The organism is Amycolatopsis nivea (assembly GCF_004522235.1).
Lineage (GTDB): Bacteria > Actinomycetota > Actinomycetes > Mycobacteriales > Pseudonocardiaceae > Amycolatopsis > Amycolatopsis nivea.
Genome location: NZ_SDLT01000048.1, coordinates 14195 through 40863 on the forward strand (window position 1 = coordinate 14195; position 26669 = coordinate 40863).

The 26669-nt window shown below is 70.2% G+C and carries 24 protein-coding genes; 16 read left to right on the forward strand and 8 right to left on the reverse strand.

The window, feature by feature from the left end:
* The first annotated feature begins 126 nt into the window (after positions 1-126).
* From EIZ44_RS38270 to EIZ44_RS38280, 3 genes are all read left to right on the forward strand, one after another.
* Entirely contained in the window at positions 127-963 is an 837-nt protein-coding gene (locus EIZ44_RS38270) for an alpha/beta hydrolase (protein WP_134733944.1), read from the forward strand.
* A gap of 35 nt (positions 964-998) precedes the next feature.
* A complete protein-coding gene (locus tag EIZ44_RS38275) occupies positions 999-1925 on the forward strand; it encodes a LysR substrate-binding domain-containing protein (RefSeq protein WP_043838096.1) in 927 nt (308 codons plus the stop codon).
* A 147-nt stretch (positions 1926-2072) separates the two neighbouring features.
* On the forward strand, positions 2073-2507 hold the full coding sequence (locus EIZ44_RS38280; protein ID WP_240691530.1) for a cysteine hydrolase family protein: 435 nt from the start codon (positions 2073-2075) through the stop codon (positions 2505-2507).
* Between the two features lie 114 nt (positions 2508-2621).
* Here EIZ44_RS38280 and EIZ44_RS38285 read toward each other — a convergent pair whose 3' ends face one another.
* The gene (locus tag EIZ44_RS38285) at positions 2622-3794 is read right to left on the reverse strand and encodes an FAD-dependent monooxygenase (protein ID WP_134733945.1); all 1173 of its coding nucleotides are present in this window, start codon (positions 3792-3794) and stop codon (positions 2622-2624) included.
* 72 nt (positions 3795-3866) lie between these two features.
* Between EIZ44_RS38285 and EIZ44_RS38290 the strand changes: the two genes are divergently transcribed.
* A complete protein-coding gene (locus EIZ44_RS38290) occupies positions 3867-4430 on the forward strand; it encodes a TetR family transcriptional regulator (protein ID WP_037814375.1) in 564 nt (187 codons plus the stop codon).
* Between the two features lie 14 nt (positions 4431-4444).
* Here EIZ44_RS38290 and EIZ44_RS38295 read toward each other — a convergent pair whose 3' ends face one another.
* Entirely contained in the window at positions 4445-5122 is a 678-nt protein-coding gene (locus EIZ44_RS38295) for a phosphonatase-like hydrolase (protein WP_037814377.1), read from the reverse strand.
* On the reverse strand, positions 5119-6108 hold the full coding sequence (locus tag EIZ44_RS38300) for a phosphotransacetylase (protein WP_134733946.1): 990 nt from the start codon (positions 6106-6108) through the stop codon (positions 5119-5121). Before EIZ44_RS38300 ends, EIZ44_RS38295 begins: the two co-directional genes overlap by 4 nt.
* Before the next feature lie 204 nt (positions 6109-6312).
* Between EIZ44_RS38300 and ald the strand changes: the two genes are divergently transcribed.
* The 5 genes from ald to EIZ44_RS38325 all read left to right on the forward strand — a co-directional run bounded on the left by ald (position 6313) and on the right by EIZ44_RS38325 (position 12417).
* Positions 6313-7428: an alanine dehydrogenase gene (gene ald / locus EIZ44_RS38305; protein ID WP_037814379.1), complete on the forward strand. Its 1116-nt coding sequence runs from the start codon at positions 6313-6315 to the stop codon at positions 7426-7428.
* A gap of 96 nt (positions 7429-7524) precedes the next feature.
* A complete protein-coding gene (pdxR, locus tag EIZ44_RS38310) occupies positions 7525-8988 on the forward strand; it encodes a MocR-like pyridoxine biosynthesis transcription factor PdxR (protein WP_134666222.1) in 1464 nt (487 codons plus the stop codon).
* A 95-nt stretch (positions 8989-9083) separates the two neighbouring features.
* Positions 9084-10748, forward strand: a complete 1665-nt coding sequence (locus tag EIZ44_RS38315) for an amidohydrolase (protein WP_134733947.1) — start codon at positions 9084-9086, stop codon at positions 10746-10748.
* Complete coding sequence (locus EIZ44_RS38320) at positions 10745-10978, forward strand: DUF3311 domain-containing protein (protein WP_043838108.1); 234 nt, start codon at positions 10745-10747, stop codon at positions 10976-10978. Before EIZ44_RS38315 ends, EIZ44_RS38320 begins: the two co-directional genes overlap by 4 nt.
* The gene (locus EIZ44_RS38325; protein ID WP_134733948.1) at positions 10978-12417 is read left to right on the forward strand and encodes a sodium:solute symporter family protein; all 1440 of its coding nucleotides are present in this window, start codon (positions 10978-10980) and stop codon (positions 12415-12417) included. Before EIZ44_RS38320 ends, EIZ44_RS38325 begins: the two co-directional genes overlap by 1 nt.
* Here the strand turns inward: EIZ44_RS38325 and EIZ44_RS38330 are convergent.
* From EIZ44_RS38330 to EIZ44_RS38340, 3 genes are read right to left on the reverse strand one after another with little or no spacing between them, the layout of a single operon-like run.
* A complete protein-coding gene (locus EIZ44_RS38330) occupies positions 12414-14093 on the reverse strand; it encodes a cobaltochelatase CobT-related protein (RefSeq protein ID WP_240691531.1) in 1680 nt (559 codons plus the stop codon). The two genes, EIZ44_RS38325 and EIZ44_RS38330, sit on opposite strands and share 4 nt — an antisense overlap.
* Positions 14090-15034: an AAA family ATPase gene (locus EIZ44_RS38335; protein ID WP_037814384.1), complete on the reverse strand. Its 945-nt coding sequence runs from the start codon at positions 15032-15034 to the stop codon at positions 14090-14092. Before EIZ44_RS38335 ends, EIZ44_RS38330 begins: the two co-directional genes overlap by 4 nt.
* Before the next feature lie 13 nt (positions 15035-15047).
* Complete coding sequence (locus tag EIZ44_RS38340; RefSeq protein ID WP_037814385.1) at positions 15048-15893, reverse strand: IclR family transcriptional regulator; 846 nt, start codon at positions 15891-15893, stop codon at positions 15048-15050.
* 145 nt (positions 15894-16038) lie between these two features.
* Between EIZ44_RS38340 and xsc the strand changes: the two genes are divergently transcribed.
* The 5 genes from xsc (at position 16039) to EIZ44_RS38365 (ending at position 22740) form a co-directional block, all read left to right on the forward strand.
* Positions 16039-17847, forward strand: a complete 1809-nt coding sequence (xsc, locus tag EIZ44_RS38345) for a sulfoacetaldehyde acetyltransferase (protein ID WP_037814386.1) — start codon at positions 16039-16041, stop codon at positions 17845-17847.
* A 169-nt stretch (positions 17848-18016) separates the two neighbouring features.
* Positions 18017-19381 carry an aspartate aminotransferase family protein gene (locus tag EIZ44_RS38350; RefSeq protein ID WP_037814387.1) on the forward strand — a complete coding sequence of 455 codons (1365 nt, stop codon included), beginning with the start codon at positions 18017-18019 and terminating at the stop codon, positions 19379-19381.
* Between the two features lie 295 nt (positions 19382-19676).
* On the forward strand, positions 19677-21041 hold the full coding sequence (locus EIZ44_RS38355) for an amino acid permease (RefSeq protein WP_051729058.1): 1365 nt from the start codon (positions 19677-19679) through the stop codon (positions 21039-21041).
* Between the two features lie 192 nt (positions 21042-21233).
* The gene (locus EIZ44_RS38360; protein WP_037814389.1) at positions 21234-21980 is read left to right on the forward strand and encodes a sulfite exporter TauE/SafE family protein; all 747 of its coding nucleotides are present in this window, start codon (positions 21234-21236) and stop codon (positions 21978-21980) included.
* Between the two features lie 40 nt (positions 21981-22020).
* The gene (locus tag EIZ44_RS38365; protein WP_037814390.1) at positions 22021-22740 is read left to right on the forward strand and encodes a sulfite exporter TauE/SafE family protein; all 720 of its coding nucleotides are present in this window, start codon (positions 22021-22023) and stop codon (positions 22738-22740) included.
* 30 nt (positions 22741-22770) lie between these two features.
* On the opposite strand, the gene EIZ44_RS38370 is transcribed toward EIZ44_RS38365, so the two are convergent.
* Positions 22771-23160, reverse strand: a complete 390-nt coding sequence (locus EIZ44_RS38370; RefSeq protein ID WP_205673436.1) for a GMC family oxidoreductase — start codon at positions 23158-23160, stop codon at positions 22771-22773.
* A gap of 217 nt (positions 23161-23377) precedes the next feature.
* Here EIZ44_RS38370 and EIZ44_RS38375 point away from each other — a divergent pair, with 217 nt between their 5' ends.
* Positions 23378-23788, forward strand: a complete 411-nt coding sequence (locus EIZ44_RS38375) for a peptidase inhibitor family I36 protein (protein WP_037814400.1) — start codon at positions 23378-23380, stop codon at positions 23786-23788.
* A gap of 55 nt (positions 23789-23843) precedes the next feature.
* Here the strand turns inward: EIZ44_RS38375 and nicT are convergent, their stop codons facing one another.
* Positions 23844-24977 (reverse strand): Nickel transporter NicT, encoded by a 1134-nt coding sequence (nicT, locus tag EIZ44_RS38380; protein WP_134733949.1) that lies wholly within the window; start codon positions 24975-24977, stop codon positions 23844-23846.
* A gap of 335 nt (positions 24978-25312) precedes the next feature.
* Between nicT and mdo the strand changes: the two genes are divergently transcribed.
* A complete protein-coding gene (gene mdo, locus EIZ44_RS38385) occupies positions 25313-26605 on the forward strand; it encodes an NDMA-dependent methanol dehydrogenase (RefSeq protein WP_134666197.1) in 1293 nt (430 codons plus the stop codon).
* The last annotated feature ends 64 nt before the right edge of the window (positions 26606-26669 follow it).

Sequence of the window (26669 nt, forward strand, 5' to 3'; positions counted from 1 at the left end):
TCGCCAATGCTCTTTGCCGCCGCTGCCATAGCTGTCCGGACATGTCTCGCCCATGCCTGTAGCGGCATGGCTTTCGTCGGAATGGGCATTGGTCAGGCATGACAGCGGCGGCGAAGGATGGGTCCCGTGAACCATCCGAACGTCGATCGGGACTACAGCGCGCAGGGCACGGTGACCGAGGCCGAGTTCGACGCCGTGATGGCCCGCTACCGCTCCGCCTCCGAATCCGCGACCGCCGGTCTGGCAGGCGTTCGCGACCTGGCTTTCGACCCGCTCAGCGACGAACGGCTCGACGTCTGGGGCATCTCCTCCGGACAGCTGCGCCCCGTCGTCCTCGCCATCCACGGCGGCTACTGGCGGATGCTCTCGCGCCACGACACCGCGTTCCCGGCGCGAATGCTGGCTGACGCCGGAATCGCCACCGTCGTGCCGGACTACACGCTCGCTCCTGCGGCGCCGCTGGAGGAGATCGTGCGCCAGGTCCGCGCCGCGGTCGCGTGGGTGCACCACCACGGCGCTGAGCACGGCCTCGACCCGGACCGCATCCACGTCGTGGGCAGCTCGGCCGGCGGGCATCTGGCAGCGATGACCGCCGTCGCCGGATGGCAGCGCGCCGCCGGGCTGCCGGAGGACGTCGTCAAAGGCACGATGGCGATCAGCGGGCTCTTCGACCTCCGCCCGCTGGTCGACTCGTTCGCCAACGCGTGGCTGTCCCTCGACCCGACCCGCGCAGAGGCGCTCAGCCCGATCCTCGCGCCGCCAGGCACCGTGCCGCTCCACGTGGCGGTCGCGGAACACGAAGCCGCGGGATTCCACCGGCAGAGCAAGGCTTTCCACGCACACTGGCCTGCCGCCGGTTCATTGACCGTCGTGCCCGGCCGGAACCACTTCGACGTCTTCCTCGACCTGGCCGACCCCGGCTCGGAGCTCAGCCAGGCCTTGATCCGGCTCGCCCTCTCGTGACGCCGGAAGCCGAGCCGGACAGTAATGTCGCCGGAATGGAGATGCCCCGCCTGCTCGACGGCCGCCTCAAGCTCAGGCACCTCGTGCTGGTGGACACCCTCACCGAGCAGGGCAGCGTCGTCGGCGCGGCGGCCGCGCTGCACGTCACGCAGCCGGTCGTCACGCGCGGCCTGCACGATCTCGAAGCGATCCTCGGCGTGCCGCTCTACGAACGCGGGCCGCGCGGGATCACCCCGACCGAGTTCGGGACCGCGTTCACCGAACACGCGCGCGCCGTGCTCGCCCAGCTCACCCACGCGGCGCGGCACGTGGTGGAGATCGCCGACGCGACCCGCGGCCGGGTCGTCGCGGGCATCCACCTCGCGGGTTCGAACCTGTTGCTGCCGCGGGCCATCGCGCATCTCAAGGAAGACCATCCGCTGGTCACGGTCGTCGTCCGGGAGGGAACGCCGGAATCGCTGCTGGTGGAGCTGACCGCGGGCCGGGTGGACGTCATCGTCGGCAGGCTGAGCGGCCCCGGCACCGAAGACACCCGGCGGCGGGCGCTGTACCAGGAGTCGATCCGCGTCGTCGCCGGGGCGCACCACCCGCTCGCCGCGCGCGGGAGCGTCTCGCTGGAGGATCTGGCGGAGTTCCCGTGGATCGTGCCCGGCACCGAGACGATGCTGCGCCAGGAGCTGGAAAGCCTCTTCGCCCAGCACGGCCTGGACCTGCCCGCCAACCGCGTCGAAGCGACGTCGTTCCTGACTGTGCGGCAGCTGCTCACCGAAACCGCCATGGTCGCCGCGCTCCCCGGCCTGCTCGGCATGGACGACCCGCGGCTGGTCACGCTGCCGACGCCGCTGGAGAACATCGGCCACAGCGTCGGCCTGACCCTCGCCGCCGGCCGGCGGCTGAACCCGGCCACCCAGGCGCTGATCGAGTCCCTGCACACCGTCGCCGCGCAGATCGAAGACGCCTGACGCGCTCTGTCGCTTTCTTGACGACCGACGACAACCCGTGATACTTCATGGACCTCCGCGGAAGGAGCTTCTCAATGAAGTTGTCAAGCCGCCGCGGTGACGGGTGTGGCTTGGTAATGCGCTCCGTCCCGCCCCGACGGCACCGACATGGGCCGGTTCGCCGACCTGTACCCGCCGATCGCCGCCGGCACCGCGCTCATCGAGGGCACGCCTGGCGCCGCGCTGTACTCCGAAGTTGACCGCCGCCCGGACGAACCGCTGATCCCCAAGCACCGTTACAGCGCCTTCTACGGCACGGATTTCGAAATGCAGCTGCGCGGACGCGGCGTGGACACCCTGATCGCCACCGGAGTGACCACCGAGGACTGCGTCCACGCCACCATCCGCGACGCGATGTTCCGCGACTTCCGCACCGGAGTGCTGTCCGACGCGTGCGCCACCTACGACCACCCCGACCTGGGCCACGGCCCGATGTCCGCCGCGGAAGTGCACGCGGCGACGCTGGTTGTTCTCGCCCAGTCCACTGCGGACGTGCTGACGAGCGCGGAGTTCAAGGCGCTGGCGGAAAAGGGAGCCGCTTAGCCCCCCGGCCGGTTCGGAATCCGGGGAGCCGCCTAGCCCCTTGCGAAGGGACCGCATGAATGCGCCCGCCCGCCGGAGCAGCGGCCCGCCCAACCCCGGAATTCGCGGAGCCGCTTAGCCGCGCCCCGCCGCAGCCAGCGCGTCGTGCGCGTGGATCCACTCCACCGTCTCCCCGATCCGCCCCAATGCGGCGTCCCGAGCCTCCGCCGCCGGACCGTCCGGCAGGTGCAGCAAGGCATTCGCCACCCACGAGCTCCGCTGCACCGCCCGGGTCCGCGGCCGCCGCAGCTTCTCGTACCGGGCGAGTGCCGCGTCGCGTGAGTCCCGTGCCAGGCATTCGGCGAGCGTCACCGCGTCCTCGATCGTCTGGTTCGCGCCCTGCCCGTGGTGCGGCAGCATCGCGTGCGCCGCGTCGCCGAGGAGGACCACGCCGCCGCGGTGCCAGCGGTTGAGCGGATGCTGGCCGAACAACCCCCACCGCTGATACAGCGTCGTCGCGCCGACCATCTCGCGCACCGCGGGATGCCAGCCCTCGAAGGCCGCCTCGATGCGCTCCCGCGGAATGTCCTCGGTCCACGACTCCCCCGGCCACACGTCCGGTTCGTCCAGCACCGCAAGGAAATTCACCACCGACCCGTCGCCGATCGCGTAGTGCAGCAGATGCCCGCCCGGCCCCATCCAGAACTGGATCGCCCCCGCGTCCGGCAACGACGGCAGCCGCTCCACCGGCACCAGCCCGCGAAAACCGCTCGAACCCGAGTACCGGGCGAACGGCGCGTCGTCCACCCACTCGCGCACCGTCGAGTGCACCCCGTCCGCGCCCACCACGACATCGGCGGTTTCGCTTGTCCCGTCGGCGAATTCGAGCCGGTACCGCGATCCGTCCGCACCGACGCCGGTCACCTGGCGTCCAAGATGGACCTTCCCGCACGCGCCCGCCAGGATCCGCTGCAAGTCCGCCCGGTGCACCCCGAAATAGGGTCCGGCGAACCGTTCCTCGTAGCTGTCCCCGACCGGATACGCCATCACCCGCTGCCCGCTCCGCCAATGCCGGTAGACCAGCTCCGTCGGCACCGCGGAACACGCGGCCAGCTCGTCCCGCAACCCCAGCCGCCCGAGGATCCGGGACCCGTTGGCGGCCAGCGCCACCGCCGCCCCGACCTCGCGCAGTTCGGCCGACCGTTCGTAGACCTCGGCCCCGATCCCGCGCTGCCGCAACGCGAGCGCGAGCGTCAGCCCGCCGATCCCGCCGCCGACGATCGCCACCGAGAGTGCTTTGCCCGCCATCAGCCCTCCTCACCCATGTACCGATCGGTACACGAATGGACGGTACGGCGTACCGATCGGTACAGTCAAGGGGTGGATTCCGGAACCGGCCGTCGCGCCGAACTGCTCGAGCAGGCCGTGGGTTACCTGGCGACGCACGGCCTGGCGGACCTGTCGCTCGCGCCGATGGGCGAAGCGCTGGGGACGAGCAAGCGGATGCTGCTGTACTACTTCGGCAGCAGGGAAAACCTGATCACCGAAGCGATCGCCGCGAGCCGCCCGGACGTCACCGAACTCTTCCGCTCCGTACACGACGAGGAATCCCTCGCCGCCGCGGCACACGCCCTGTGGCACGCGATCACCCGGGGCCGCCAGCAACGGCCGATCCACATCCTCTTCCAGGTCCTCGCGCTGGCACCGACCCAACCGGAGCGCTACCTGACCGTCGCGAGAGAAGCGATCACCGCGATGGTGGACCCGCTGGTGCCGGTGTACCGAAAACTCGGCTACGCGGAACCCGACGCGGCAGCCCGGGCGAGCCTGCTGATCTCGGGCTTGCGAGGGCTGTGCCTGGACCGCATCGTGACCGGGGACGAAGAACGGATCGAGATCGCTGCGCGGGCGTTGATCGCTACTGCGGTCGCGCCGCCCGCCTGAGCGGCGACGCCTCGCTAGAGTTCAAGCACCGCAGGCAACTCAGCCACCGACCCCAGCACATGTGTCGCCCCGTGTGCCCGCAACGTCGCCTCGTCGTGCGCCCCCGTCAACACCCCGGCCGCCACCGACGCACCCGCTCGTCGGCCGGTCAGCATGTCGAAGCCGGTGTCCCCCGCGACCGCGACCGCGCGTACGTCGGTGATTCCCAAGCGCAGCACCGCAGTCAGCACCATGTCCGGGAACGGCCTGCCTCGCCCGCCCGCATCTGCTGGGCACACCACCAGGTCCGCCAAGTCCGTCCACCCGAGCCGCTCCAGCAGTGCATCGCGGGTCGCTGCCGAGAAGCCCGTGCTCAGGCACACCCGGCGGCCCTGCGCGCGCAACTTGTCGATCGCTTCCTCCGCACCCGGAAGCGGCGCGGCAACCTCGATAGCCTGCGAAGCAAAAGCAGTCTCGAAAACCTGATTCGCCTTCTCCGCCACCCCGTCCGCGGGGAAGAGCGCCCGGAAGACCTCGATTTTCGACTGTCCCATGGTGTCGCGGACGTAGGCGTCCACGTCTTCGCGCTCCGGCGAGTCCGCGGGCACCCCGACTGCCTCCAGGGCCGCCGAGAACGCTGCCTCGACCGCGCCGTCGTCGCGGACTGTCGTGCCTGCCATGTCCAGCACGACCAGTTCCACCGCTCGCGTCATCGGACCCCCTCCACTTCCCGGCCGGTCACCGCGTGCACTGCGCTGATCAGGGCCATCGTCTCGATGTCGGCCGCGCTGCAGCCGCGCGACAGGTCGTGCAGCGGGGCCGCGACGCCTTGCAGGATCGGTCCCAGCGCGGTCGCTCCGCCCAGCCGTTCGGCGATCTTGTAAGCGATGTTCCCCGCGTCAAGGTTGGGGAACACCAGTACATTCGCCCTCCCGGCGACGGTCGACCGCGGCGCTTTCGCCACCCCTACCGCGTCCACGACTGCGGCGTCGAATTGCAGTTCGCCGTCCACCGCCACGCCGGGCAGTCGTTCCCGCACCAGCGAAGTCGCCTGCCGGACCTTGTCCACGGCGGAATGCTTGGCACTGCCTTGGGTGCTGAAGGAAAGCATCGCCACGACGGGCTCGGTTCCGGTCAGCGCCCGGTGCGTGGAAGCCGCACCGACGGCGATGTCCGCCAGTGCCTCCGCGTCCGGCTCGGGAACCACGGCGCAGTCGGCGAAAGTGAGCGATCGGCCGTCCTGCAACAGCATCAGGAAGCAGCTGCTGAGAGTCCGGACGCCGGGAGCGAGGCCGACGATCCGCAGGCCGGCCCGGAGGACATCAGAGGTGGGCCGGGTCGCGCCTGCCAGGCAAGCGTCCACCCGGCCGAGTGCGAGTAGCGCGGCGGAAAGGGCGACCGGATCGGTGCGGACTGTCTCCACCCGGTCGGGGAACGCGGTAGCCAGCCGCGCGAGGACGGCGTCGTCGGCGGCCAGTTCCGCTGTGTCCAGGAATGGTGGCACCGAAAACCCAAGCTCTGCCGCGGCTGCGGCGATCTCGTCCGCGGGTCCGACCAGCACCGGTTCGATCTCGCCGCGCTCGGCGAGGTGCGCGGCCGCGGTGACGGCGCGCGGGTCGGCGCCGTCGGCGAGCGCGATCCGCGGGCGGGCGCCGCCGACGCGGTCCCGCCAGGTCTCGGCCAGAGGGGCCATGGTCATCTCGCAAACTCCCTCGCGGACGGCAGTGCTCCCCGAGCAGGATCCCGACCCCTGGCCCCAAGCGACAGAGCCAGAACAGTGCCCGTTGACAGGTCCAGAAGGTCCGTCGTCTGGACCCGTCGACCGAGCGGTTTCTGGCACTTTCGCCGTGGCCAGTCGTCCCGCACTCTCGACCGCACCAGACACGGCAGATGGGAGCAGGCGATGAAGATCGGTGTGCCTCGCGAGGTCAAGAACCACGAATACCGGGTGGCGGCGACGCCGGCCGGAGTACACGAGTTCACCTCGGCCGGCCACGAGGTCTTCGTGGAACGCGGCGCGGGCGAAGGCTCGTCGATCCGCGACGAGGACTACACGGCCGCCGGCGCGAAGCTGCTCGACCAGGCGGACGACGTGTGGGGCACCGCGGACCTGGTGCTGAAGGTCAAGGAACCGGTCGCCGAGGAGTACCACCGGCTGCGTTCGGACCAGCTGCTGTTCACCTACCTGCACCTCGCCGCGAGCGAGCCCTGCACCAAGGCCCTGCTCGACGCGGGCACCACCTCGGTGGCCTACGAAACGGTCCAGCTGCCCAACGGCTCCCTCCCGCTGCTGTTCCCGATGAGCGAGGTGGCCGGACGGCTGGCCCCGCAGGTCGGCGCGCAGACGCTGATGCGCGTCAACGGCGGGCGCGGCGTGCTGATCGGCGGCGTCTCGGGGGTGCCGCCGGCCCGCGTGGTCGTGCTGGGCGCGGGCGTCGCCGGGATGAACGCGGTCGCCGTCGCGGCCGGGACCTGGGGCGACGTGGTGCTGTTCGACAAGAACGTCGACAAGCTGCGCGCCGCCGACCGGATGTACCAGGGCCGCATCCGCACCGCCGCGGCGAACTCGTACGCGATCGAGCAGGCGGTACTCGAGGCCGACCTGGTGATCGGCGCGGTGCTCGTCCCCGGCGCGAAGGCCCCGAGCCTCGTGTCCAACGAGACGGTCTCGCGGATGAAGCCGGGCAGCGTGCTCGTGGACATCTCGATCGACCAGGGCGGCTGCTTCGAGGACTCGCGTCCGACGACGCACGCCGACCCGACCTTCCGGGTGCACGAATCGGTGTTCTACTGCGTGGCCAACATGCCGGGCGCGGTCCCGCACACCTCCACGCACGCGCTCACCAACGTCACGCTCCCCTACGCGCTCGAAATCGCGAACAAGGGCCTCCGCACCGCGGTCCAGGACACGCCCGAACTCCGCGGCGGTGTGAACACCGTGGCCGGGGCGCTGACCTACGAGCCGGTCGCCGTGGCGCACGGCCTGCCGTTCACCGACGTCGCCGACGCGCTGGCCTGAGCCTGCCCGGCGCAGCGCGGCGGGGTGGGAAAACCGGCCACTGCGAGTTACGTTTCAGCCCACCCCGCTGCACGCCGGCCACTTGGGAGAACGCACGTGCCACGCACGCTGATCGAGATCGACCGCTCGTCGGACGAACCGCTGTACCGCCAGGTCCGGCGGGCGATCGAGCACGGCATCGCCATCGGCACGTTCGACCCGGCCCGCCGGCTGCCCAGCTCGCGGGAACTGGCCGTCGAGCTGGGCGTTTCCCGCAACACGATCAACCTCGCCTACCAGGAGCTGGTCGCCGAGGGCTACGTGGAAAGCCGCGAGCGCAGCGGGCTGTTCGTCAACACCGAGATGCGCCCGCACTGCGCGGTGGAGGAACGGGACACCGAATCGAGGATCGACTGGGCGGCCCGGGTGCGCCGGTTCCCGGACGCCGGCGTCGCGCACATCGAGAAACGCACCGACTGGGCGAGCTATCCGTACCCGTTCCTCGCCGGGCAGGTCGACATCACCGCGTTCCCGGCCCGGTCGTGGACGCGCTGCCTCCGCGACGCCCTCTACCGCCCGCACGTCTTCCACAGCCTGCAGGACAGCGTCGGCTCCGATGACCCGATGCTGGTCGAGATGGTCTGCCGCCAGCTGCTCACCACCCGCGGCATCGAGGCGGACCCGGACGAGGTGCTGATCACCGTCGGCTCGCAGCAGGGCCTCGACCTGCTCGGCCGCGTGCTGCTCGGCCCGGACCAGGTCGTCGCCATCGAAAACCCCGGCTACCTCGACGCCCGGCACATCTTCCTCCGCACCGGCGCCCGCGTGACCGGGATCGACGTCGATTCGCGCGGCCTGCAACCGCCCGAATCGCTCGACGGGGTCGACCTCCTCTACCTCACCCCGAGCCACCAGCACCCGACCAACGCGACCCTCAGCATCGGCCGCCGCCGCCAGCTGCTCGCCCAGGCCGCCGCGTCCGGCACCGTGGTGGTCGAAGACGACTACGACAGCGAATTCCGCTACCAGGGCAGCCCGACCCCGGCGTTGAAGGCGCTCGACAACACCGGCGACGCCGTCTACCTCGGCACCTTCTCCAAGTTCCTCTCCCCCGGCCTGCGCCTCGGCTACCTGGTCGGGCCGCGCGAGCTGGTGCGCGCGCTGCGCGAGGCCCGCCGGTACGTCCTGCGCCACCCGCCGGGCCAGCTGCAACGGGCGCTGGCGCTGCTCATCGAAAGCGGCGAGTACCACCGCTCGCTGCGCCGCTACCGCACGAAGTTGATGCGCAAATGGACCGCCACCACCGCCGCGGTCGCCGAATACCTGCCGTGGGCGCAGGGCCCGTACCCGCCCGGCGGCGTCAGCCTGTGGATGACCGGCCCGTCCGAACTGGACTGCCGGGTACTGGTGGAGCGCGCGGAGGAGCTGGGCATCCTCATCGAACCGGGCGACATCTTCTTCCTCGGCGACGACCCGCCGCGCAACCACTTCCGCATCGGCTTCTCCGCCACCCCGCCGTCCGCGATCGACCCGGGCATCCGGCTGCTCGGCGACCTGTGCCGGGAGCTGCTGGACAGCTGACTGGACCCACGCGCGCGTCGCCTTCTGGACCTGTTCGCGGGCCAGCTCCCCCGGCACTGTCTTGGGGCAGGACACGTGGACAAGGAGGTCCCATCGTGGGCGAACCCGCGGTATCCGCTCGTCCGGCCCCCGACCTGGTGGTGCTCGGGGGCACGGTGCTGACCCTGGACCGAGGCGGGACGCGGGCCTCCGCGCTCGCCGCCCGCGACGGCCGGATCGCCGAGATCGGCGACGACCGTTCGATCGCCGCTCTCGCCGGTCCCGAAACGACCGTGCTCGACCTGGCCGGGCGCACCGTCGTCCCGGGTTTCGTGGAGTCGCACAACCATCCCTCGTTCTTCGGCATGGCGCTGGCCGCCCCGGTCGACGCCGGAAGCCCGCCCAACGACCGGATCAGCGACATCGCCGACCGCGTCCGGCAGGCGGCCCGCGACTTCGGCCCCGGCGAATGGATCAAGGGTTTCCGTTACGACGACACGCTTCTCGCCGACAACCGGCACCCCACCCGGCACGACCTGGACCCGGCTTCGCCGCGGAACCCGGTCCTGCTCACCCACGTGACCGGACACTTCAGCGTGGCCAATTCCGCCGCGCTGCGAGCCGTCGGCATCACCGCGGCCACGCCCGACCCGCCCGGCGGCGCCATCGCTCGCGACGAACGCGGCGAACCGACCGGCCTTCTCATCGAGACCGCGGCGTTCCTGGTCAACTCCGCGATGCCGTCGCAAGGCCCCGACGAACTGGCCGCGGCACTCCAGCTCGCCGACGCCGAGTACCTGCGCAACGGCGTGACTTCGGTCCACGACACGGGAATCGGCCTCATCGGCGGCGAACAGGAACTCGCCGCGTACCGGATGCTCACCAGCGCCGGAAAGCTGCGCACCCGCATCCACGGCTACCTCTTCCACACCCTCCTGCCCGGCCTCGCCGAAGGCGCCCCGGAATCGCCGGACCCGTCCAATCCGGACGGCTTCACCATGAACGGCATCAAGATCGTCGCGGACGGCTCGATCCAGGGCCGCACCGGCTGCCTGGCCGAGGGCTACACCTGCGACCCCGACGAGCACGGCATGATGCTGCTCGAACCGGACGAACTGTCCCGCCGCATCGCCGCCCTCGACGCCGCCGGCTGGCAGGTCGCCGTGCACGGCAACGGCGACGCCGCGATCGACGCCATCATCGACGGCTACGCCCGCCTCGGCGCGCCCGAAGGCACCGGCCGCCGCCACCGCATCGAACACTGCCAGACCGCCCGCGAGGACCAGCTCGACCGGATGGCCGAAAACGGCATCGCCGCGTCGTTCTTCATCAAGCACGTCTACTACTGGGGCGACCGGCACCGGGACGTTTTCCTCGGCCCGGAACGGGCTCGCCGGATCAGCCCGCTCGCGTCGGCCCGCTCCCGCGGAATCCATTTCGGACTCCATTCCGACACCCCGGTCACGCCGGTGCCGCCGCTGGAAGGCATCTGGTGCGCCGTCGCCCGGCAAACCAGCAGCGGCCAGCTCCTCGGCCCGGAGCAGGCGATCGACGTCGAAGCCGCCCTGCGCGGGTACACCATCGACGCCGCGTACCTGGCCGGTGAGGAAGAGAGCAAGGGCAGCCTCGAGGTCGGCAAGCTCGCCGACCTGATCGTGCTGTCCGAGGATCCGACCACAGTGGACCCCAACCGGATCCGGGACCTGACCGTCGACGCCACCGTGATCGGCGGACGGCTGGTCTGGCAACGCGATCCCGTCCCGGCCGGGGGTGCCCGATGATCCGGAGCTGGCCCAGCCTGTGCATCGGGCTCGGCATCCCCGCGGTCGCGATCCTCGGCGGAATCCCGCTGGTGGCGGGTTCGCCCGCGACTGTCGCCGGGTTCCCGCTGGTGTTCTTCTGGATGTTCCTCTGCTTCCCGCTGACCACGCTGTGCCTGTGGATCAGCTGGCGGTTCTTCGACCGCAAGCACTATCCGGCGGACACGCCCGCAGCGAAGGAGGACCGGTAATGCTGATTCTCATTGTCGCCGTCGTGATGGGGCTGTCGATCCTGCTGGCGCTGTGGGCGGGCCGCTCGTCGCGCGGCGGCGGGATCTCCGAGTTCCTGGTCGGCGGCCGTTCGTTCCCGCCGTGGCTGCTGTACTTCCTGGCCGTCGGCGAGGTGTACAGCATCGGCACGATGATCGGCTTCCCGAGCGGCATCTACGCGCACGGCGCGAGCTACGGGATCTGGTTCCTCGGCTACATCCTGCTCGCCTATTCGCTGGGCTACTTCCTCGCCCCGCTGGTCTGGCGCGCGGCGCGCAAACACGACGCGATGACCGTCCCGGACGTCTTCGGCCGCCACTACGGCAGCCGGACGCTGGAGCTGATCACCTGCGTGACGATGCTGATCGCGCTCGTGCCGTGGGGCCAGTACCAGTTCATCGGCCTGCAAGTCGTGCTGAGCAACCTCGGGCTGAAACTGACGCCCGTGCAGTGCGTCATCCTGGCCGGGATCGTCGCGTTCGCCTACATCGCCGTGTCCGGCATCCGCTCCCCCGCGTTCGTGTCGATTCTCAAGGACGCGTTCATGCTGCTCGGCGTGGTGCTCGTCGGCCTCGCCGCGGTGCTGGTCGCCGGCGGGACCTCCGGGGTGACCGGGCCGGAGGCGCTGGCCAGGGCGCAGACCACGATGGGCGGACAGGACCTGTGGTTCGCGATGACCACGATCCTGTTCCAGAGCGTGGTCTTCTATCTCGGCTTCGGCGGCGCGTACGTGTTCCCGGCGCGCTCCGAGCGGGCGGTGAAGAGTTCGACGGTGTGGATGCCGCTGTACATGCTCATCTACCCGTTCCTCGTCTTCGCCGCCTACTATGGCCTCAAGCAGCACCCCGGGCTGAAGAACCCGAACACGGTCTTCATGGTGACCGCGAAAGGCCTTCTCCCGGAACCGGTTCTGGGTCTCGTGGCCGCCGGCGCCGCGTTGTCCGGCGTGCTGGTGCTGTCCGCGACGGCGCTGGCGATCGGCGGCATGGTCAGCCGCAACCTGGCCCCGAACGTCCGGCCCGCGGCACAACGGCGCTGGACGGTCGTGGCGGTGGCGGTGTTCCTGGTGCTCGCCGCCGTGCTCACGCTGACCGCCTCCACGCTCATGCTCACCGTGCTGAACCTGACCTACAACCTGCTGGCCCAGGTCGTGCCGGGCTGGCTGGCGATCCTGTTCGCCCGGCGGGTGCGCACGGCCGCGATCGCGACCGGCATGGTGGTCGGCGTGGTGACCGCGGTCGTCCTGTACGCCACCGGCGTGACGCTCGGCGGCCTCAACACCGGTCTGGTGTCGATGGGCGTCAACCTGGTGATCGTGTTCGGCTGGAGCCTGCTCGCTCCGGGCAAGAAGCGTTCGCCGATCGCCTTGGAGCGCAACGAACCCGCCGCGGTCTCGCCGGTCGCGCAACCGGCAGGCTAGCGGCGCGCCATCAGATCGAGGATCTCGCGGAAGGCACGGAATCCCGTGCCTTCCGCGGCGTCCAGGGCCACACTGCGGCGGTAGTACGCACTGAGATCGAGCCCGACCCCGATGCCGTACACCTCCGTCTCGCTCCGCTCCAGCCCGTCCGCCACCTGCACCAGATGCCGATCGAGGTACCGCTCCTCGTTGGCCAGCGCGGTCGCGCCGTCCATCGGGCTTCCGTCCGACAGCACGAAAACCAGCCGCCGCCGCACATCGCACTCCCGGGCCCGTTCAGCCGCCCACGCCAACGCCTCGCCGTCGATGCCTTCGCGGAACAGATCGGCTTTGAGCAACGCCGCGACATCCCGCCGCGCGCGCCGCCACGGGGTCGCCGCGTCCTTGAACACCAGGTGCCGGCGCTCATTGAGCCGCCCAGGGTGCTTCGGCCGCCCGGCGCGCATCCAGTCCCGCCGCGCCCGGCCGCCGTGCCAGGCACCGGTGGTGAAGCCCAGGATTTCGCAACTGGCCCCGGCGAGATCGAGCGCGCGAGCGAACAGATCGACCAGCACCGCGACGGTTTCCCGGTGCGCCTTCATCGAACCCGAGCAGTCGATCAGGAAGGTGACCAGCACGTCGGCGACCGGTTCGGTCCGCTCGACCCGGAACACCCGATGGTCCGCGGGCGTCGCGATCAACCGCGCCAGAGCCCGGCCGTCGATCTGGCCTTCCTCCTGCGCACCGTCCCAGCCGGACCGTTCCGGCTCGGCGAGCACCGCCGTGAGTTCCCGCGCGAGCCGCGCCACGTTGACGCCCTGTTTCGCCACCCGGGCGTCGAGCCGTTCGCGCAACTCGCGCAGCAATTCCGGCCGCACCAACGGTCCCGCCCGGTCCTCGCGGTCGTAGGCGGCGGTGAAAACCCGATACGACCCGGCCGCTACCGGTCCTTTGTGCTCGCCGAGGCCCGCGGTGCCGCCTTCCTCGCTGCCGGTTTCATCGTCGAAATCCAGCAGCAGCGCGTACGCCGCGGTGTCTTCTTCGTCGTCGCTGTCTTCGGACTTCTCCGGCTCCAGCAACCCGGCGACCGCCTCGGCCAGTGCCCGCGCGTGCTCGGCGAACGCCGCCTGATCGGCTCGGTTCCGCCGAAGCCCGGCCAAGTGCGCACCGAGCATCGGCGCGATCGCCGCCCGGGTCGCCTCGATCAGATCCTCGGTTTCTTCCACGACCGGCTCGCCGGTGATCCGCGCCCGCGCGACCTGCGCGACGGTGTAAATCAACACGCCGCGCGCCGTCTCGGTCAGCCCATTGTGGTGCGCCGACAGCGACCAGCGTTCGTGCCGCCGCCGCACATTGGCCGTCACGCCGGGAAAACCGTTCGGAATCAGCGACTCCACCCGGAACTGCTCCAGCAGCTCGAACAGCAACCGTTCGACACCGCCCTCAGGCCGCAACCGCTTGTGCAGCTCCCGATCCGACCGGCTCAGGTGCAGCGCCATCCCGTCCGCCGCACCGCGGAAGGACTGCACGTCCTCGTCTTCGGAGCGCAAATGCGGCGCGGGCATCGGCACCGGACGGGTGCCGCGATGCAAGCGCCCGCCCCGGAAATGCGCGTCCGGCGACCCGCTGACCGCCCGGATCGCCGCCGCGGACAGCTCTTCGACCTGCTGGCGCCGCCGGGTCTCGGGCGTGCTCACGCCGCGGCCAGCTCCAGGTCGAAGCAGCGCTGGAAGTACTCGGCGACGACCGGGCGTTCGGCCTCGTCGCATTTGTTGAGGAAGGTCAACCGGAACGCCAGCGCCGGATCGCCGAAGATCTCGCAGTTCTCCGCCCACGTGATGACCGTGCGCGGCGACATCAGCGCGGACAGGTCGCCGGCCCGGAACCCCTCGCGGGTCAGCCCGGCGACCGCCACCATCGCTTCGGCGAACTGCTCGGTCGTCCGCGGCACCCGCGCCCGCACGATCGCCGCTTCCTCTTCCGGCGCCAGGTAATCGAGCGCGGCGACGATGTTCCACCGGTCGATCTGCGCGTGGTTGAGCCGCTGCACGCCGTGGTAAAGCCCGTTGAGATTGCCCAGCCCCACGGTGTTGGCGGTGGCGAACAGCCGGAATCCCGGATGCGGGCGCAGCACCGTGTTGCTGTCGATCAGGGTGAACTTGCCGTCCCGTTCGAGCAGCCGCTGGATGACGAACATGACGTCCGGCCGTCCCGCGTCGTACTCGTCGAGGATCAGCGCGGTCGGCCGCCGCAGCGCCCACGGCAGGATGCCCTCGCGGAATTCGGTGACCTGCTTGCCGTCGCGCAGCACCACCGCGTCCTTGCCGACGAGGTCGAGCCTGCTGATGTGGCCGTCGAGGTTCACCCGCAGGCACGGCCAGTTCAGCCGCGCCGCGACCTGTTCGACGTGCGTGGACTTGCCGGTGCCGTGCAGGCCCTGCACGAGCACGCGCCGGTTGTGCGCGAACCCGGCCAGCAACGCGAGCGTCACGTCCGGGTTGAACCGGTACGCCGGATCGATTTCGGGCACGTGCTCGCCGGGCTCGGAAAAGGCCGGGACGACCAGGCTCGAATCGATGCCGAACGCGTCGCGCACGGCGATCCGGGCGTCGGGACCGTTGCCGCACAACGGGTTCATCAGGGGACCTCCGTCAGGACGGGATGCTGTCGGCGTCGTCGGCCGAACCCTCGGCCTCGACCTCCTTGATCGCTTCGGCGGCCCGCTGCAACGCGGGAAGCGCCTGCAAAGCCTTGTCGGCGGTGAGCCGCATGACCGGGGCCTGCACCGCCACCGCCAGGTTGGACCGCCCGCTGCGGCTGGGGACCAGCACCGCCACGCACACGAGCCCGGGCAGGAATTCCTCGTCGTCGAGGGCGAACCCGTCGCGCCGGATGCGGGCGAACTCCTCCTCCAGCGCGTCGAGGTCGGTGACCGTCTTGGCGGTGTACTGCTTGAGCGGCGCGTGCGCGAGCAGCTTGCGCCGCTGCGCCGGGCTCATCTGGGAGAGAATGATCTTGCCGCTGGCCGAGCAGTGGATCGGCACGCGCGAACCCGGCCGCAGGTAGAACCGCAGGGGCTCGGGCGTTTCGACGCGGTCGAGGTAGACGATCTCGCTGCCGGACAGCGCGGTGATGTTGCAGCTCTCCCCCAGCTCGTCGACCAGGTGGTTGAGCACCGCGCGCCGCGCGCCGTGGTGCGTCGCGTTGAGCAGCAGGTTCTCCGCGAGGCGGCGCAGCCGGTCGCCGGTGCCGTAATGCCGCCCGTCGGCCTGGCGCACGAGCAGGCCCGCGCCTTCCAGCTGCTGCAGCATCCGGTGCAGCGTCGGCTTCGGCAGGCCGGTCTCCTCGACCAGGCTCTGCAGCGTCACCAGCTGGTCCTTCGCCGCGATCAGCTCGAGCAGCGAGAACAGCCGCATGGTCGGGGTGTCTCCGTCGAGGCCCGCGCCGTCCGGCTCGCGCACGAGTTCCACGGCGCTGGTCTTCCGCAACTCACTCACGTTCCGAAAAGTAGCACATCCTGTCTCGTTTTCCAGCAACTGCCGGTTGACCTCCCGCGCGTGGCGTCCTATGGTCCATCGAGTTCAGCTTTTACGAACCTCACGTACCGAAAACCAAGACTTTCAGCGTCGAAGGAGTTCAACCATGGCGGAGAGGAAGACGGGCGACGGCCGCACCGTCGTCAGCGGAACGGCGAAGATGACCCCGTCGGAGGCCTTCGTCGAGACGATGGTGGCCAACGGCGTCACCGACATCTTCGGCATCATGGGCTCGGCGTTCATGGACGCGATGGACATCTTCGCGCCGGCAGGCATCCGGCTCGTCCCGGTCGTGCACGAGCAGGGCGCCGCGCACATGGCCGACGGCTACGCCCGGGTCAGCGGGCGCCACGGCGTCGTCATCGGGCAGAACGGCCCCGGCATCAGCAACTGCGTCACCGCGATCGCGGCGGCGTTCTGGGCGCACAGCCCGGTCGTGATGATCACGCCCGAGGCGGGCACCATGGGCACCGGGCTCGGCGGCTTCCAGGAGGCCAACCAGCTGCCGATGTTCCAGGAGTTCACCAAGTACCAGGCGCACGTCAACAACCCGAAGCGGATGGCCGAGTACACCGCGCGGGCCTTCGACCGGGCGCACGCGGAACTCGGCCCGACGCAGCTGAACATCCCGCGCGACTTCTTCTACGGCGAGATCGAGACCGAGATCCCCGAGCCGCAGCGGCTCGACCGCGGCCCCGGCGGCGAGAAGAGCCTCGCCCAGGCGGCCGAACTGCTGGCCACCGCCGAGTTCCCGGTGATCATCTCCGGCGGCGGGGTCGTCATGTCCGACGGCGTCGAGGAGGCCAAGGCGCTCGCCGAGCGGCTCGGCGCGCCGGTCGTCAACAGCTACCAGCACAACGACAGCTTCCCGGCCAGCCACCCGCAGTGGTGCGGCCCGCTCGGCTACCAGGGCTCCAAGGCCGCGATGAAGCTCATCTCGCAGGCGGACGTGGTGATCGCGCTCGGCACCCGGCTCGGCCCGTTCGGCACCCTGCCGCAGCACGGCATGGACTACTGGCCGAAGAACGCGAAGATCATCCAGATCGACGCGGACCACAAGATGCTCGGCCTGGTCAAGAAGATCACCGTGGGCATCTGCGGCGACGCGAAGGCCGCCGCCGCGGCGCTGACCGAACGCCTCGCCGACCGCACGCTCGCCTGCGACGCCACCCGCGGCGAGCGCGCCGACCGCACCAAGGCCGAAAAGGACGCGTGGGAGGAAGAGCTCTCCGCGTGGACCCACGAGAAGGACCCCTACTCCCTCGACATGATCGCCGAGCAGGAGCAGGAGGAGGGCAACTGGCTGCACCCGCGCCAGGTCCTGCGCGAACTGGAGAAGGCCATGCCGCCGCGGGTGATGGTCTCCACCGACATCGGCAACATCAACTCCGTGGCGCACAGCTACCTGCGCTTCGAGGAGCCGCGGTCGTTCTTCGCGCCGATGTCCTTCGGCAACTGCGGTTACGCGCTGCCGACCATCATCGGGGCCAAGGCCGCCGCGATGGACCGGCCGGCGATCGCGTACGCCGGCGACGGCGCGTGGGGCATGAGCATGGGCGAGATCATGACCGCGGTGCGGCACGACATCCCGGTCACCGCCGTGGTGTTCCACAACCGCCAGTGGGGCGCGGAGAAGAAGAACCAGGTCGACTTCTACGACCGCCGGTTCGTCGCCGGAGAACTGGAAAGCGAGAGCTTCGCCGGGATCGCGCAGGCGATGGGCGCGGACGGCATCGTCGTGGACAAGCTCGAGGACGTCGGCCCGGCGCTGAAGAAGGCCGTGGACGCGCAGATGAACGAAGGCCGCACCACGGTCATCGAGATCATGTGCACCCGCGAGCTGGGCGACCCGTTCCGCCGCGACGCGCTGTCGAAGCCGGTGCGGTTCCTGGAGAAGTACCAGGACTACGTGTAATCCCCCGCTAGCGAGCCGACGAACCGGCCGGGCCCCGCGCCCGGCCGGTTTTTCGCGTCCGGGCCCCGATCTGGCCCCAGTGATCCGCCTCTTTCTGGCTCTGGGCGTGGACCAGAAAGATTGCGATCGTCGACACATTCCCGTTCTCGCACACACAGGAGGTCGCCAGGTGAACGTCACGGAGCTGCGGGCCACTGCCCGCCGACACCTCGGGCCGCACTTCACGCGCAAGGACACCTGGCAAAGCGAATTCCCGGTGTTCGTCCGCGGCGAGGGCAGCTATCTGATCGACACCGAGGGCCGCCGCCACCTCGACGGTCTCGCCGGGCTGTTCTGCGTCAACATGGGCCACGGCCGCGCGGACATCGCCAAGGCCGCGGCCGACCAGGTCGGCACCCTCGCCTACGCCAGCAACTGGGGCTCGGCGCACCCGCCGTCGATCGAGGCCGCCCGGATCATCGCCGACCTCGCCCCCGGCGACCTCGGCACCACGTTCTTCGTCAACTCCGGTTCGGAGGCGGTCGAGACCGCGCTGAAGTTCGTCCGGCAGTACCACCGCAGCCAGGGCGCCCCGGAGCGGACGAAGATCATCAGCCGCGAAATGGCCTACCACGGAACGACCATGGGCGCGCTGTCGGTCACCGGTCTGCCGAAGATCAAGGAGCCGTTCGGCCCGCTGCTGCCGGGCATCCGGCACGTCCCGAACACCCTCGGCTTCACCGGCGACTGCGGCCCGGCCGACCAGCTCGACTGCGTCCGCGCGATCGAGGCGGTCATCCTCGAGGAAGGCCCGGAGACGGTCGCCGCGGTCTTCGCCGAGCCGGTCCAGAACGGCCGGGGCGCGCTGGTCCCGCCGGAGGGCTACTGGCCGGCGCTGCGGGCGCTGTGCGACAAGTACGGCATCCTGCTCGTTTCGGACGAGGTCATCTGCTCGTTCGGCCGCCTCGGCCACTTCTTCGGCCACGGCCTCACCGGCGTCGTACCCGACCTGATCACCTTCGCCAAGGGCTCCACCTCGGGCTACGCCCCGCTCGGCGGCGTGATCGTGCGCGAGCAGCTGGTCACCGAGCTGTACGACTCCCCGAAGGGCGGCGTGTTCACCCACGGCGCGACGTGGGGCGGCCACCCGGTGTCGACGGCCATCGCGGTCGCCAACATCAGCGCGATGCGCGACGAGAAGGTGCCCGAGCACGTCCTCTCCGAGGGTCCGAAGCTGCACGCCGCGCTGGAGTCGCTGAAGGACGCGCACCGCTGCGTCAAGGACGTCCGCGGCACCGGGTTCTTCTACGCGATCGAGCTGATGGCCGACCGCGACGGCGGCCGCGAGCTGACCGACCAGGAGTCGCTGCAGGTCCTGCGGGAGGTCCTGCCGGAGTCGTTCCGCCGCACCGGGGTCATCCTCCGCGGCGACGACCGGGGCGCGACCATGCTCATGATCTCGCCGCCGCTGGTGGCCGACACGGACGTGCTGGACGAGCTCCTGCACGGCGTCGACGGCATGCTCACCGACGTGGAGAAGGCGATCCAGCCCTGACGGATAGCGCCGGCGGGCGCTGGGTACCTCGTAGGACACGGGGCACCCGGCGCCCGTCGTGCTGTCCGGGGCCGGCTCGTTCTGGTCCCAGAGCATCGGTGGTATCTGGCTCTCGCAAAGGGACCTGTTCCTTTCTACGGTGACGGGAACCACACAGCAGCTCTCAGCGACATCGCGGCGGCGGCCGGCGCGGGGACATCGAGGTCCCCCGGCGCCGCCGGAAGGAGGAGACGTGGGTTCTGCACCGGAAACAGCCGCCGAGAGCGGTCTCAAACCGGGCCTGAAGCAACGCCACATGAATCTGATCGCACTCGGCGGCGTGATCGGCGCCGGCCTGTTCGTCGGAAGCGGCGTGGTCATCCAGTCGGCCGGGCCCGCGGCGGTGGTCTCGTTCCTGATCGCCGGGCTGATCACCGTGCTCATCATGCGGATGCTGGCCGAAATGACCGTCGCGCGGCCCGCGCTCGGCTCGTTCTACGTCTACGCCAGGGAGGCGATGGGCAACCGGGCCGGCTTCACCGTCGGCTGGATGTACTGGTACTTCTTCGTGATCGTGGTGGCCGTGGAAGCGGTCGCCGGCGGCCGGATCCTGCAGCTCTGGCTGCCGAACGTGCCGCTGTGGGTGCTGAGCCTCGGCCTGCTCCTGCTGCTCACCGCCACCAACCTGGTCTCCGCGCGGTCCTACGGCGAGTTCGAGTACTGGTTCTCCTCGATCAAGGTCATCGCGATCCTCGTGTTCCTGGTGGTCGGCGCCCTGTACCTGTTCGGCGTCTGGCCCGGCTCGCACGGAGGCGTCGGGAACCTGGTCTCCCACGGCGGTTTCGCCCCCATGGGCATCGGCGCGGTGCTGGCCGCGGTCGTCCCCTGCGTCGGCTTCTACACCGGCGCCGAGATCGTCACCATCGCCGCGGCCGAGTCCGCCGAACCGCGCCGCGCGATCGCCAAGGCCATGCGCTCCATCGTGTTCCGCGTGGTCCTGTTCTACGTCGGCTCGGTCTTCGTGGTGGTCGCGGTCAAGGCCTGGAACGCCCCCGACACCGCCGTCAGCCCGTACGCGGCGGTCCTGGACGTGCTGGGCATCCCCGCCGTGGCGACGATCATGAACGCCATCGTGCTGACGGCCGTGCTGTCCTGCCTGAACTCGGCGCTGTACACGTCCTCGCGGATGCTGTTCGCCCTGACGCGCAACGGCGACGCCCCGAAGATGTTCACCAAACTGTCCCGCAGCGGCGTCCCCCGCCGGGCCATCATCGCCGGGACTGTCATCGGGTACGTGTCGGTGATCGCCGCGTACACCTCGCCGAACCTGATCTTCCAGTTCCTGGTGAACTCCTACGGCGCGGTCGCGCTGTTCGTGTACCTCGCCATCGCACTGGCCCAGGTCCGGCTGCGGAAGCGGCTGCAGAACACCGATCCGGGCGCGCTGAGCCTGAAGATGTGGCTGTTCCCGTGGCTGAGCTACGCCACGATCGCCTTGATGGCGGCGGTCATCCTGGCCATGGCGTTCCTGCCGACGACCCGCTCGCAGTTCTGGCTCAGCGCGGTGACGCTGGCGCTGATCCTGATCGCGTACCAGTTCCGGAAGCGCCGTCCGGCCGCTCCCGCGGCGGCGACGGAGACGGACTCATCGCGGGGAGAGGCGGGAGTCGCCTCGACCTGAGCTGCTCAGTCTGTGCGGGAAAGCCGGGCGGTCCCTCGACGGGGCCGCCCGGCTTTCCCGGCTGGCACCCCCCGATGCCGCGATTCTGGACCTACCGCCACGACCAGACGTCCCGCACAGTGGAGCGATCCGCCCGCGCCGTGGAGGTCTGATGCCGCACCCGTCCAGGGTCCTCGCTCCCCCGGGCCGTCCATGACCTTCTGGCAGCTGTCCCCGGCCGCGATGGCGTTCGCCGTCGCCGCCCTGTTCGCCGGAGGCCTGATCCGCGGCTACTCCGGCTTCGGCGCGTCCCTGGTGTGGGTCAGCTGCCTCTGCCTGGTCCTGCCGCCCCCGGCCGTCGTCCCGAGCACGCTCCTGCTCGAAATAGCGTCCAGCGTGACCCTGCTGCCCAAGGCCTGGTCCGACGCCCACCGCCCGTCCGTCCGCTGGCTCCTGGCCGGCGCGCTCCTCGGACTCCCCATCGGCATCTGGTTCCTCGCCGCGCTGCCCGAACGCGCCACGAGACTGACCGTCGGCCTGGTCGTCGGACTCTCCGCACTGGCACTGGCCCTGAGCCGCCGAACCCGCCGCCTGCCCGGCCGCGGCGCGTGCGCGAGCATGGGCACCGCCTTCGGAGTCCTGAACGGCGCCTGCGGCATGGGCGGCCCGCCAGTCGTCCTGATGTACCTGGCGTCCCCGCTGCCGATGACGGTCAACCGCGCGAGCCTGGTCGTCTTCTTCCTGGCCGCGGACACCATGACAGTCGCCACCGCGGGCACCGGCGGCCTCCTCACCAGCGACGTCCTCCTGCAGACCGCGCTCTTCCTCCCCCTGGCGTTGGCCGGAGTCGCCGCCGGAAGCTGGCTGTACCGCCACGCCCGCGGCGACGCCCGCCGGATCGTGCTGGGACTCCTCGCGGTGCTTTCCCTTGCCCTGGTAGGCCAAGCGGTGGTCACATGACCCGTTCCCCCGACTGCTCGCTCCCCCACCAGGCGGCCTCATGATCCTCGGCGCACTAGCCGTCGCCTTCGCCGGCTTCATCGGCGGCCTGACCGGATTCGGCGCGTCGTTGGTCGGCACGCCCTTGCTGCTGCTCATCGGACTCCCGCTGCCGCAGGTGGTCGTGATCAACCTGATCACCACCATGATCACCCGGCTCGCCGTGCTCCACCGCGAACGCGACCACATCGCCTGGCGCCGAGTGGCCGTCCTAGGCGCCGCAAGCCTCCCCGGTGCCGCCGCGGGCGCCCTCACGCTGCACCTGCTGGAGCCGCACGCTCTCCGCATCCTGGCCGGCACCGTGGTCGTGCTCTCCGGCCTGCGCCTGCTCCTGCGCCCAACCCGCGACGCCCACCCGGCGACCCCCGCGAAGCAAACGATCGCCGGCTTGCTGGGCGGTTACCTCTCCACGACGACTTCGCTGAACGGCGCGCCCCCAGCCGTCCTGCTGGCCTCGGCGAAAGTCCCTCCGAGAACCTTCGTAGGCGACCTGGCGGGCTACTTCGTGGTGACCAACTGCCTGTCCCTGCTCCTCCTGGTCACCGCGGGCCAGTTCGACACCACGGACCTGGGCACCCGCCTGCCGGTCCTGGTCCTGGCCGCCCTGGCGGGCAACATCCTCGGCGGCCGCCTCATCGGCCGGGTCCCGCGCCTGGTGTTCGACCGGGCGATCGTGGGGCTGATCGTGACGTCCGGCGTGGTGACGATGATCAGCGCCTGACGGGCGTGAGCGGTTCCCCGCGCCGCTGCGCTAGAGGAGGCCGGGCAAGCCCTGGGGCGCCCCGGCGACCGACGTCGCGATCCGGAGCGCGTTCGCCGCGATCGTCAGTGCCGGGTTGACCGCCGCCGAGGACGGGAAGAACGACGAATCGGCGAGCCACAGGTTCTCCACGTCGTGGCTGCGGCACGAGGCGTCCAGGACGCTGGTCGCCGGGTCGGGGCCGGCGACCGCGGTGCCGCACATGTGGGAGTTGGTCTCGATCCCCATGCGCTGGGTGAACAGCAACGGGTATCCCGCTTTGCGCACCAGCCGCCGCATCCGGGCGACGAGTTCTCGGTGCGGCGCGACGTTGTTCGGCGTCCAGTCGACGACCGTCCGGCCGCCTTCGACCCGGACCCGGTTGTCCGTGATCGCGGCCACTGGTGGCTCGCCCAGACCGGCACGACCGCGCGCGTAGCCAGCAACGGCCTCGCCAACCGACACCGCGCGGTCCGGACCTCCTCCGCGGAGACGTGATCTTCATCGGGGCTGACCTGCGGAAGGACGGCGCGAGGACGAGACGGGGACGGATCCCGGCAGCGTAGTGCTCGTCCGGTCGCCCGCTCCGGTGGCGACCGCTTCGAGGGGAGAAACCCACATGCCCACGATCCGCTCCGCAGTGGCGCTCGCGGCCGCCGTGGCCGGCGCCGCCGCCGGCACCGTCCTTGCCGCGGCCCCGGCCTCCGCGGCCACCGCGCCGTGCCCGGCCGGCTACTACTGCTTCTACCAGGACGCCAACTACAACCGCGGCACCACCGGCTGGCATCTCAACTACAACAGCACGCAGTCCGGGGACTTCAACAACCCGCCCGCGTCCAGCGGCAACAAGCGCAACCAGCTGTCGTCGATCATCAACAACGGCAACCGCACCATCTGCGTCTACAACGACGTCGTGCTCGCGCCCGACAAGCTGCTCATCAAGGTCCCGCCGTACGGGGACGTGCCGAACCTGGCCAACATCCCCGGCGCCAACGACAACGCCGACTACTGGAAGCTCAACGCCTGCTGATCCGGAACGCGGGAGCCCTTGCCGAGCGGGGGCTCCCGCGTCTTTCCCCAGCGGCTCAGCCCGGGCGATCCGATCCCTCTCCGCCAGCGGCCTCCGCACCGGCCGGGACCGGCCATCGCTCTTCGAGCCGCCCCAGTTTCCACACTCCGATCGCGATCGCCCAGCCGAGGACGAACACTCCGACGATCCCGAATCCCATCCGGTTCACGTCGAGTCCGGCGACCCAGTCCCAGAGCCCGCCGGTCAGCCCGAGCTTCTCCGCCAGTACCGACAGCAGTTCGACGGTGCCGATGAGCAGCGCGACCGCGACGGACAGGCCGGTGAGCGTCAGGTTGTAGTAGACCTTGCGCAGCGGCTGCGACAGCGCCCAGCCGTAGGCGTAGTTCATGAACGAGCCGTCGATGGTGTCGAGCAGCGACATGCCCGCCGCGAAGAGCACCGGCAGGCACATCACGGCGTACCAAGGGAGTCCGGCGCCCACGCTTGTGCCCGCGAGCACCAGCAGCGCGATTTCGCTGACCGTGTCGAAGCCGAGCCCGAACAGGATGCCGACCGGGTAGATCTGCCACGGCGCGGAGATCGCGCGCATCGTCCGACGGAGGATCCGGGTGAGGAAACCGCGGTTCTCCAGGTGCGTGTCCAGTGCCGCCTCGTCGCAGTCGCCCCGGCGCATCCGGCGGAAGACGCGCACGATCCCGGCGAGCACGACCAGGTTGACGATGCCGAGCAGCCACAGGAACCCGCCGGACACGACCGTGCCGATCAGGCCGCCGAACGTGCGCAGCGGCGACCCGTCGTCGGTCAGTTCGATGCCCAGCGTCCGGATCCCGGACGCGAGCAGCAGCGTCAGCACGACCACCACGGTGGAATGCCCGAGCGAGAACCAGAATCCCACCGAGAGCGGGCGTTTGCCCTCGGCGATCAGCTTGCGCGTGGTGTTGTCGATCGCGGCGATGTGGTCGGCGTCGAAGGCGTGCCGCAGCCCGAGCAGATAGGCGGTCAGCCCGGTTCCCACGCCGAACACCCCCGCGCCGATCCGGTAGTGGCCGGGGACGACGAGCAGGAGCAGCACGCCCCAGCCCACGACGTGCAGCAGGGCGATGAACGCGGCCATCCCGCCGACGTGCGCCCGTTCCCGGCGCGACAGCCGGCGGCGCGCGGCGGGGCGGGTACTCGCGATCGACGTCATCGGGCATCACCTCGGGTTTCGGGCGCGGGCTGGTCCGCCGACCGACGATAGGTCGGCCCGGACCCGGTTCTCGCCGTGCGATCGGGCGCGCCGTACCTGTCCGGGCGGGCAGGTACCACGGACTCGCTCGCGGTCCTCGACCGCGCACCTGGCCGATCGGGCAGGCAGGCCCCGTCCGATCGTGCCGAGCGGGGTCTCCGGTCGGCCGGGATCGGCCCGCGCCGGGTTCCCGGACCGCGATGGCGCGCCTAGCTTTCCGGTTGTCCGTGCTCTTGCCAGAGCAGCCGCCCGCCGCACGCACGTCGCCCGGACGTGCCGAGAGGACCAGTGCGATCATGCAGGTCGATGAGCTGTTGAAACCGTTTCCCATCAAGGAGTTCCACCCGTTCCCGCGGGCGCTGCTCGGTCCCGGCTCGCACGAGCTGATCGGGCCGGAAGCCCTCAAGATGGGGTTCAAGAAGGTGCTCGTCATGACGTCCGGCCTGCGCGGGACGGACATCGTGCACAAGATCGTGGAGTCGATGAAGTACCACGGTCTCGAGGTCGTCGTGTACGACCAGGTGGAGTCGAATCCCAAGGACTACAACGTCATGGACGCCGTGACGCTGTACCAGGAGAACAAGTGCGATTCGTTCGTCTCGATCGGCGGCGGTTCCTCGCACGACGCCTGCAAGGGCGCGCGCATTTCGGTCGCGCACGACGGCCGCAACGTCAACGAGTTCGAGGGCTTCAACAAATCCGAGAACCCGAAGAACCCGCCGCACATCGCGGTTTCCACCACCGCGGGCACCGGTTCCGAGACGTCGTGGGCTTACGTCATCACTGACACCACGACCGATCCGGAGAACCCGCACAAGTACGTGGCGTTCGACGACGCGTCGGTGACCACGCTGGCGATCGACGACCCCGTTCTCTACTACGACTGCCCGATCGACTACACCGCACAGTGCGGTTTCGACGTGCTGGCGCACGCCTCCGAACCGTACGTGTCCCGGCTGAATTTCGAGCCGTCGCTGGGAAACGCGCTGCACGCGATCAAGCTGACCGGCCAGAATCTGCGAGCCGCAGTGTGGAACGGCCAGGATTTGGCCGGCCGCGAGGGCATGATGTACGCCCAGTACATCGCCGCGCAGGCGTTCAACTCCGGCGGACTCGGGATCATCCACTCGATCTCGCACGCGGTGAGCGCGTTCTACGACACCCATCACGGCCTGAACAACGCGATCGCGCTGCCGCGGGTGTGGGCGTTCAACATGCCGGCCGCGTACAAGCGGTTCGCTGACATCGCCGAGGCGCTCGGCGTCGACACCTACGGCAAAACCGACGTGCAGGCCGCCGACGCCGCGCTCGCCGCGGCCATCCGGTTGCTGCGCGACGTGGGCATCCCGGAGAAGTTCACCGACGTCACCGCGGACTCCTACTCGAAGAACCGGCTGGGCCAGGGTCCGACCAAGTACTACGAGCGGGCGAAGGTGATCAAGGGCGACGACGCCGACGTGGACCGCATCACCAACCACGTCCTCGGCGACGCGTGCACCCCGGGCAACGCCAAGGAGTGCACCTTCGACACGGTCCGCCCGGTCGTCGACCACTGCCTCAACGGCGATCTCGACGACCTGCTCGGCTGATCCCGCGCGGCGGGGCTCGCTCCGGCCCCGCCGCGCTTCTTCCCGACTTCGACGCACCGGAGGC

Coding starts and splice junctions, on each gene's coding strand:
- EIZ44_RS38275 (WP_043838096.1), top strand. CDS start 999: ATGGAGATGCCCCGCCTGCTCGACGGCCGCCTCAAGCTCAGGCACCTC.
- EIZ44_RS38280 (WP_240691530.1), top strand. CDS start 2,073: ATGGGCCGGTTCGCCGACCTGTACCCGCCGATCGCCGCCGGCACCGCG.
- EIZ44_RS38285 (WP_134733945.1), bottom strand. CDS start 3,794: ATGGCGGGCAAAGCACTCTCGGTGGCGATCGTCGGCGGCGGGATCGGC.
- EIZ44_RS38295 (WP_037814377.1), bottom strand. CDS start 5,122: ATGACGCGAGCGGTGGAACTGGTCGTGCTGGACATGGCAGGCACGACA.
- EIZ44_RS38300 (WP_134733946.1), bottom strand. CDS start 6,108: ATGACCATGGCCCCTCTGGCCGAGACCTGGCGGGACCGCGTCGGCGGC.
- ald (WP_037814379.1), top strand. CDS start 6,313: ATGAAGATCGGTGTGCCTCGCGAGGTCAAGAACCACGAATACCGGGTG.
- EIZ44_RS38320 (WP_043838108.1), top strand. CDS start 10,745: ATGATCCGGAGCTGGCCCAGCCTGTGCATCGGGCTCGGCATCCCCGCG.
- EIZ44_RS38325 (WP_134733948.1), top strand. CDS start 10,978: ATGCTGATTCTCATTGTCGCCGTCGTGATGGGGCTGTCGATCCTGCTG.
- EIZ44_RS38335 (WP_037814384.1), bottom strand. CDS start 15,034: ATGAACCCGTTGTGCGGCAACGGTCCCGACGCCCGGATCGCCGTGCGC.
- xsc (WP_037814386.1), top strand. CDS start 16,039: ATGGCGGAGAGGAAGACGGGCGACGGCCGCACCGTCGTCAGCGGAACG.
- EIZ44_RS38355 (WP_051729058.1), top strand. CDS start 19,677: ATGAATCTGATCGCACTCGGCGGCGTGATCGGCGCCGGCCTGTTCGTC.
- EIZ44_RS38360 (WP_037814389.1), top strand. CDS start 21,234: ATGACCTTCTGGCAGCTGTCCCCGGCCGCGATGGCGTTCGCCGTCGCC.
- EIZ44_RS38365 (WP_037814390.1), top strand. CDS start 22,021: ATGATCCTCGGCGCACTAGCCGTCGCCTTCGCCGGCTTCATCGGCGGC.
- EIZ44_RS38375 (WP_037814400.1), top strand. CDS start 23,378: ATGCCCACGATCCGCTCCGCAGTGGCGCTCGCGGCCGCCGTGGCCGGC.
- nicT (WP_134733949.1), bottom strand. CDS start 24,977: ATGACGTCGATCGCGAGTACCCGCCCCGCCGCGCGCCGCCGGCTGTCG.
- mdo (WP_134666197.1), top strand. CDS start 25,313: ATGCAGGTCGATGAGCTGTTGAAACCGTTTCCCATCAAGGAGTTCCAC.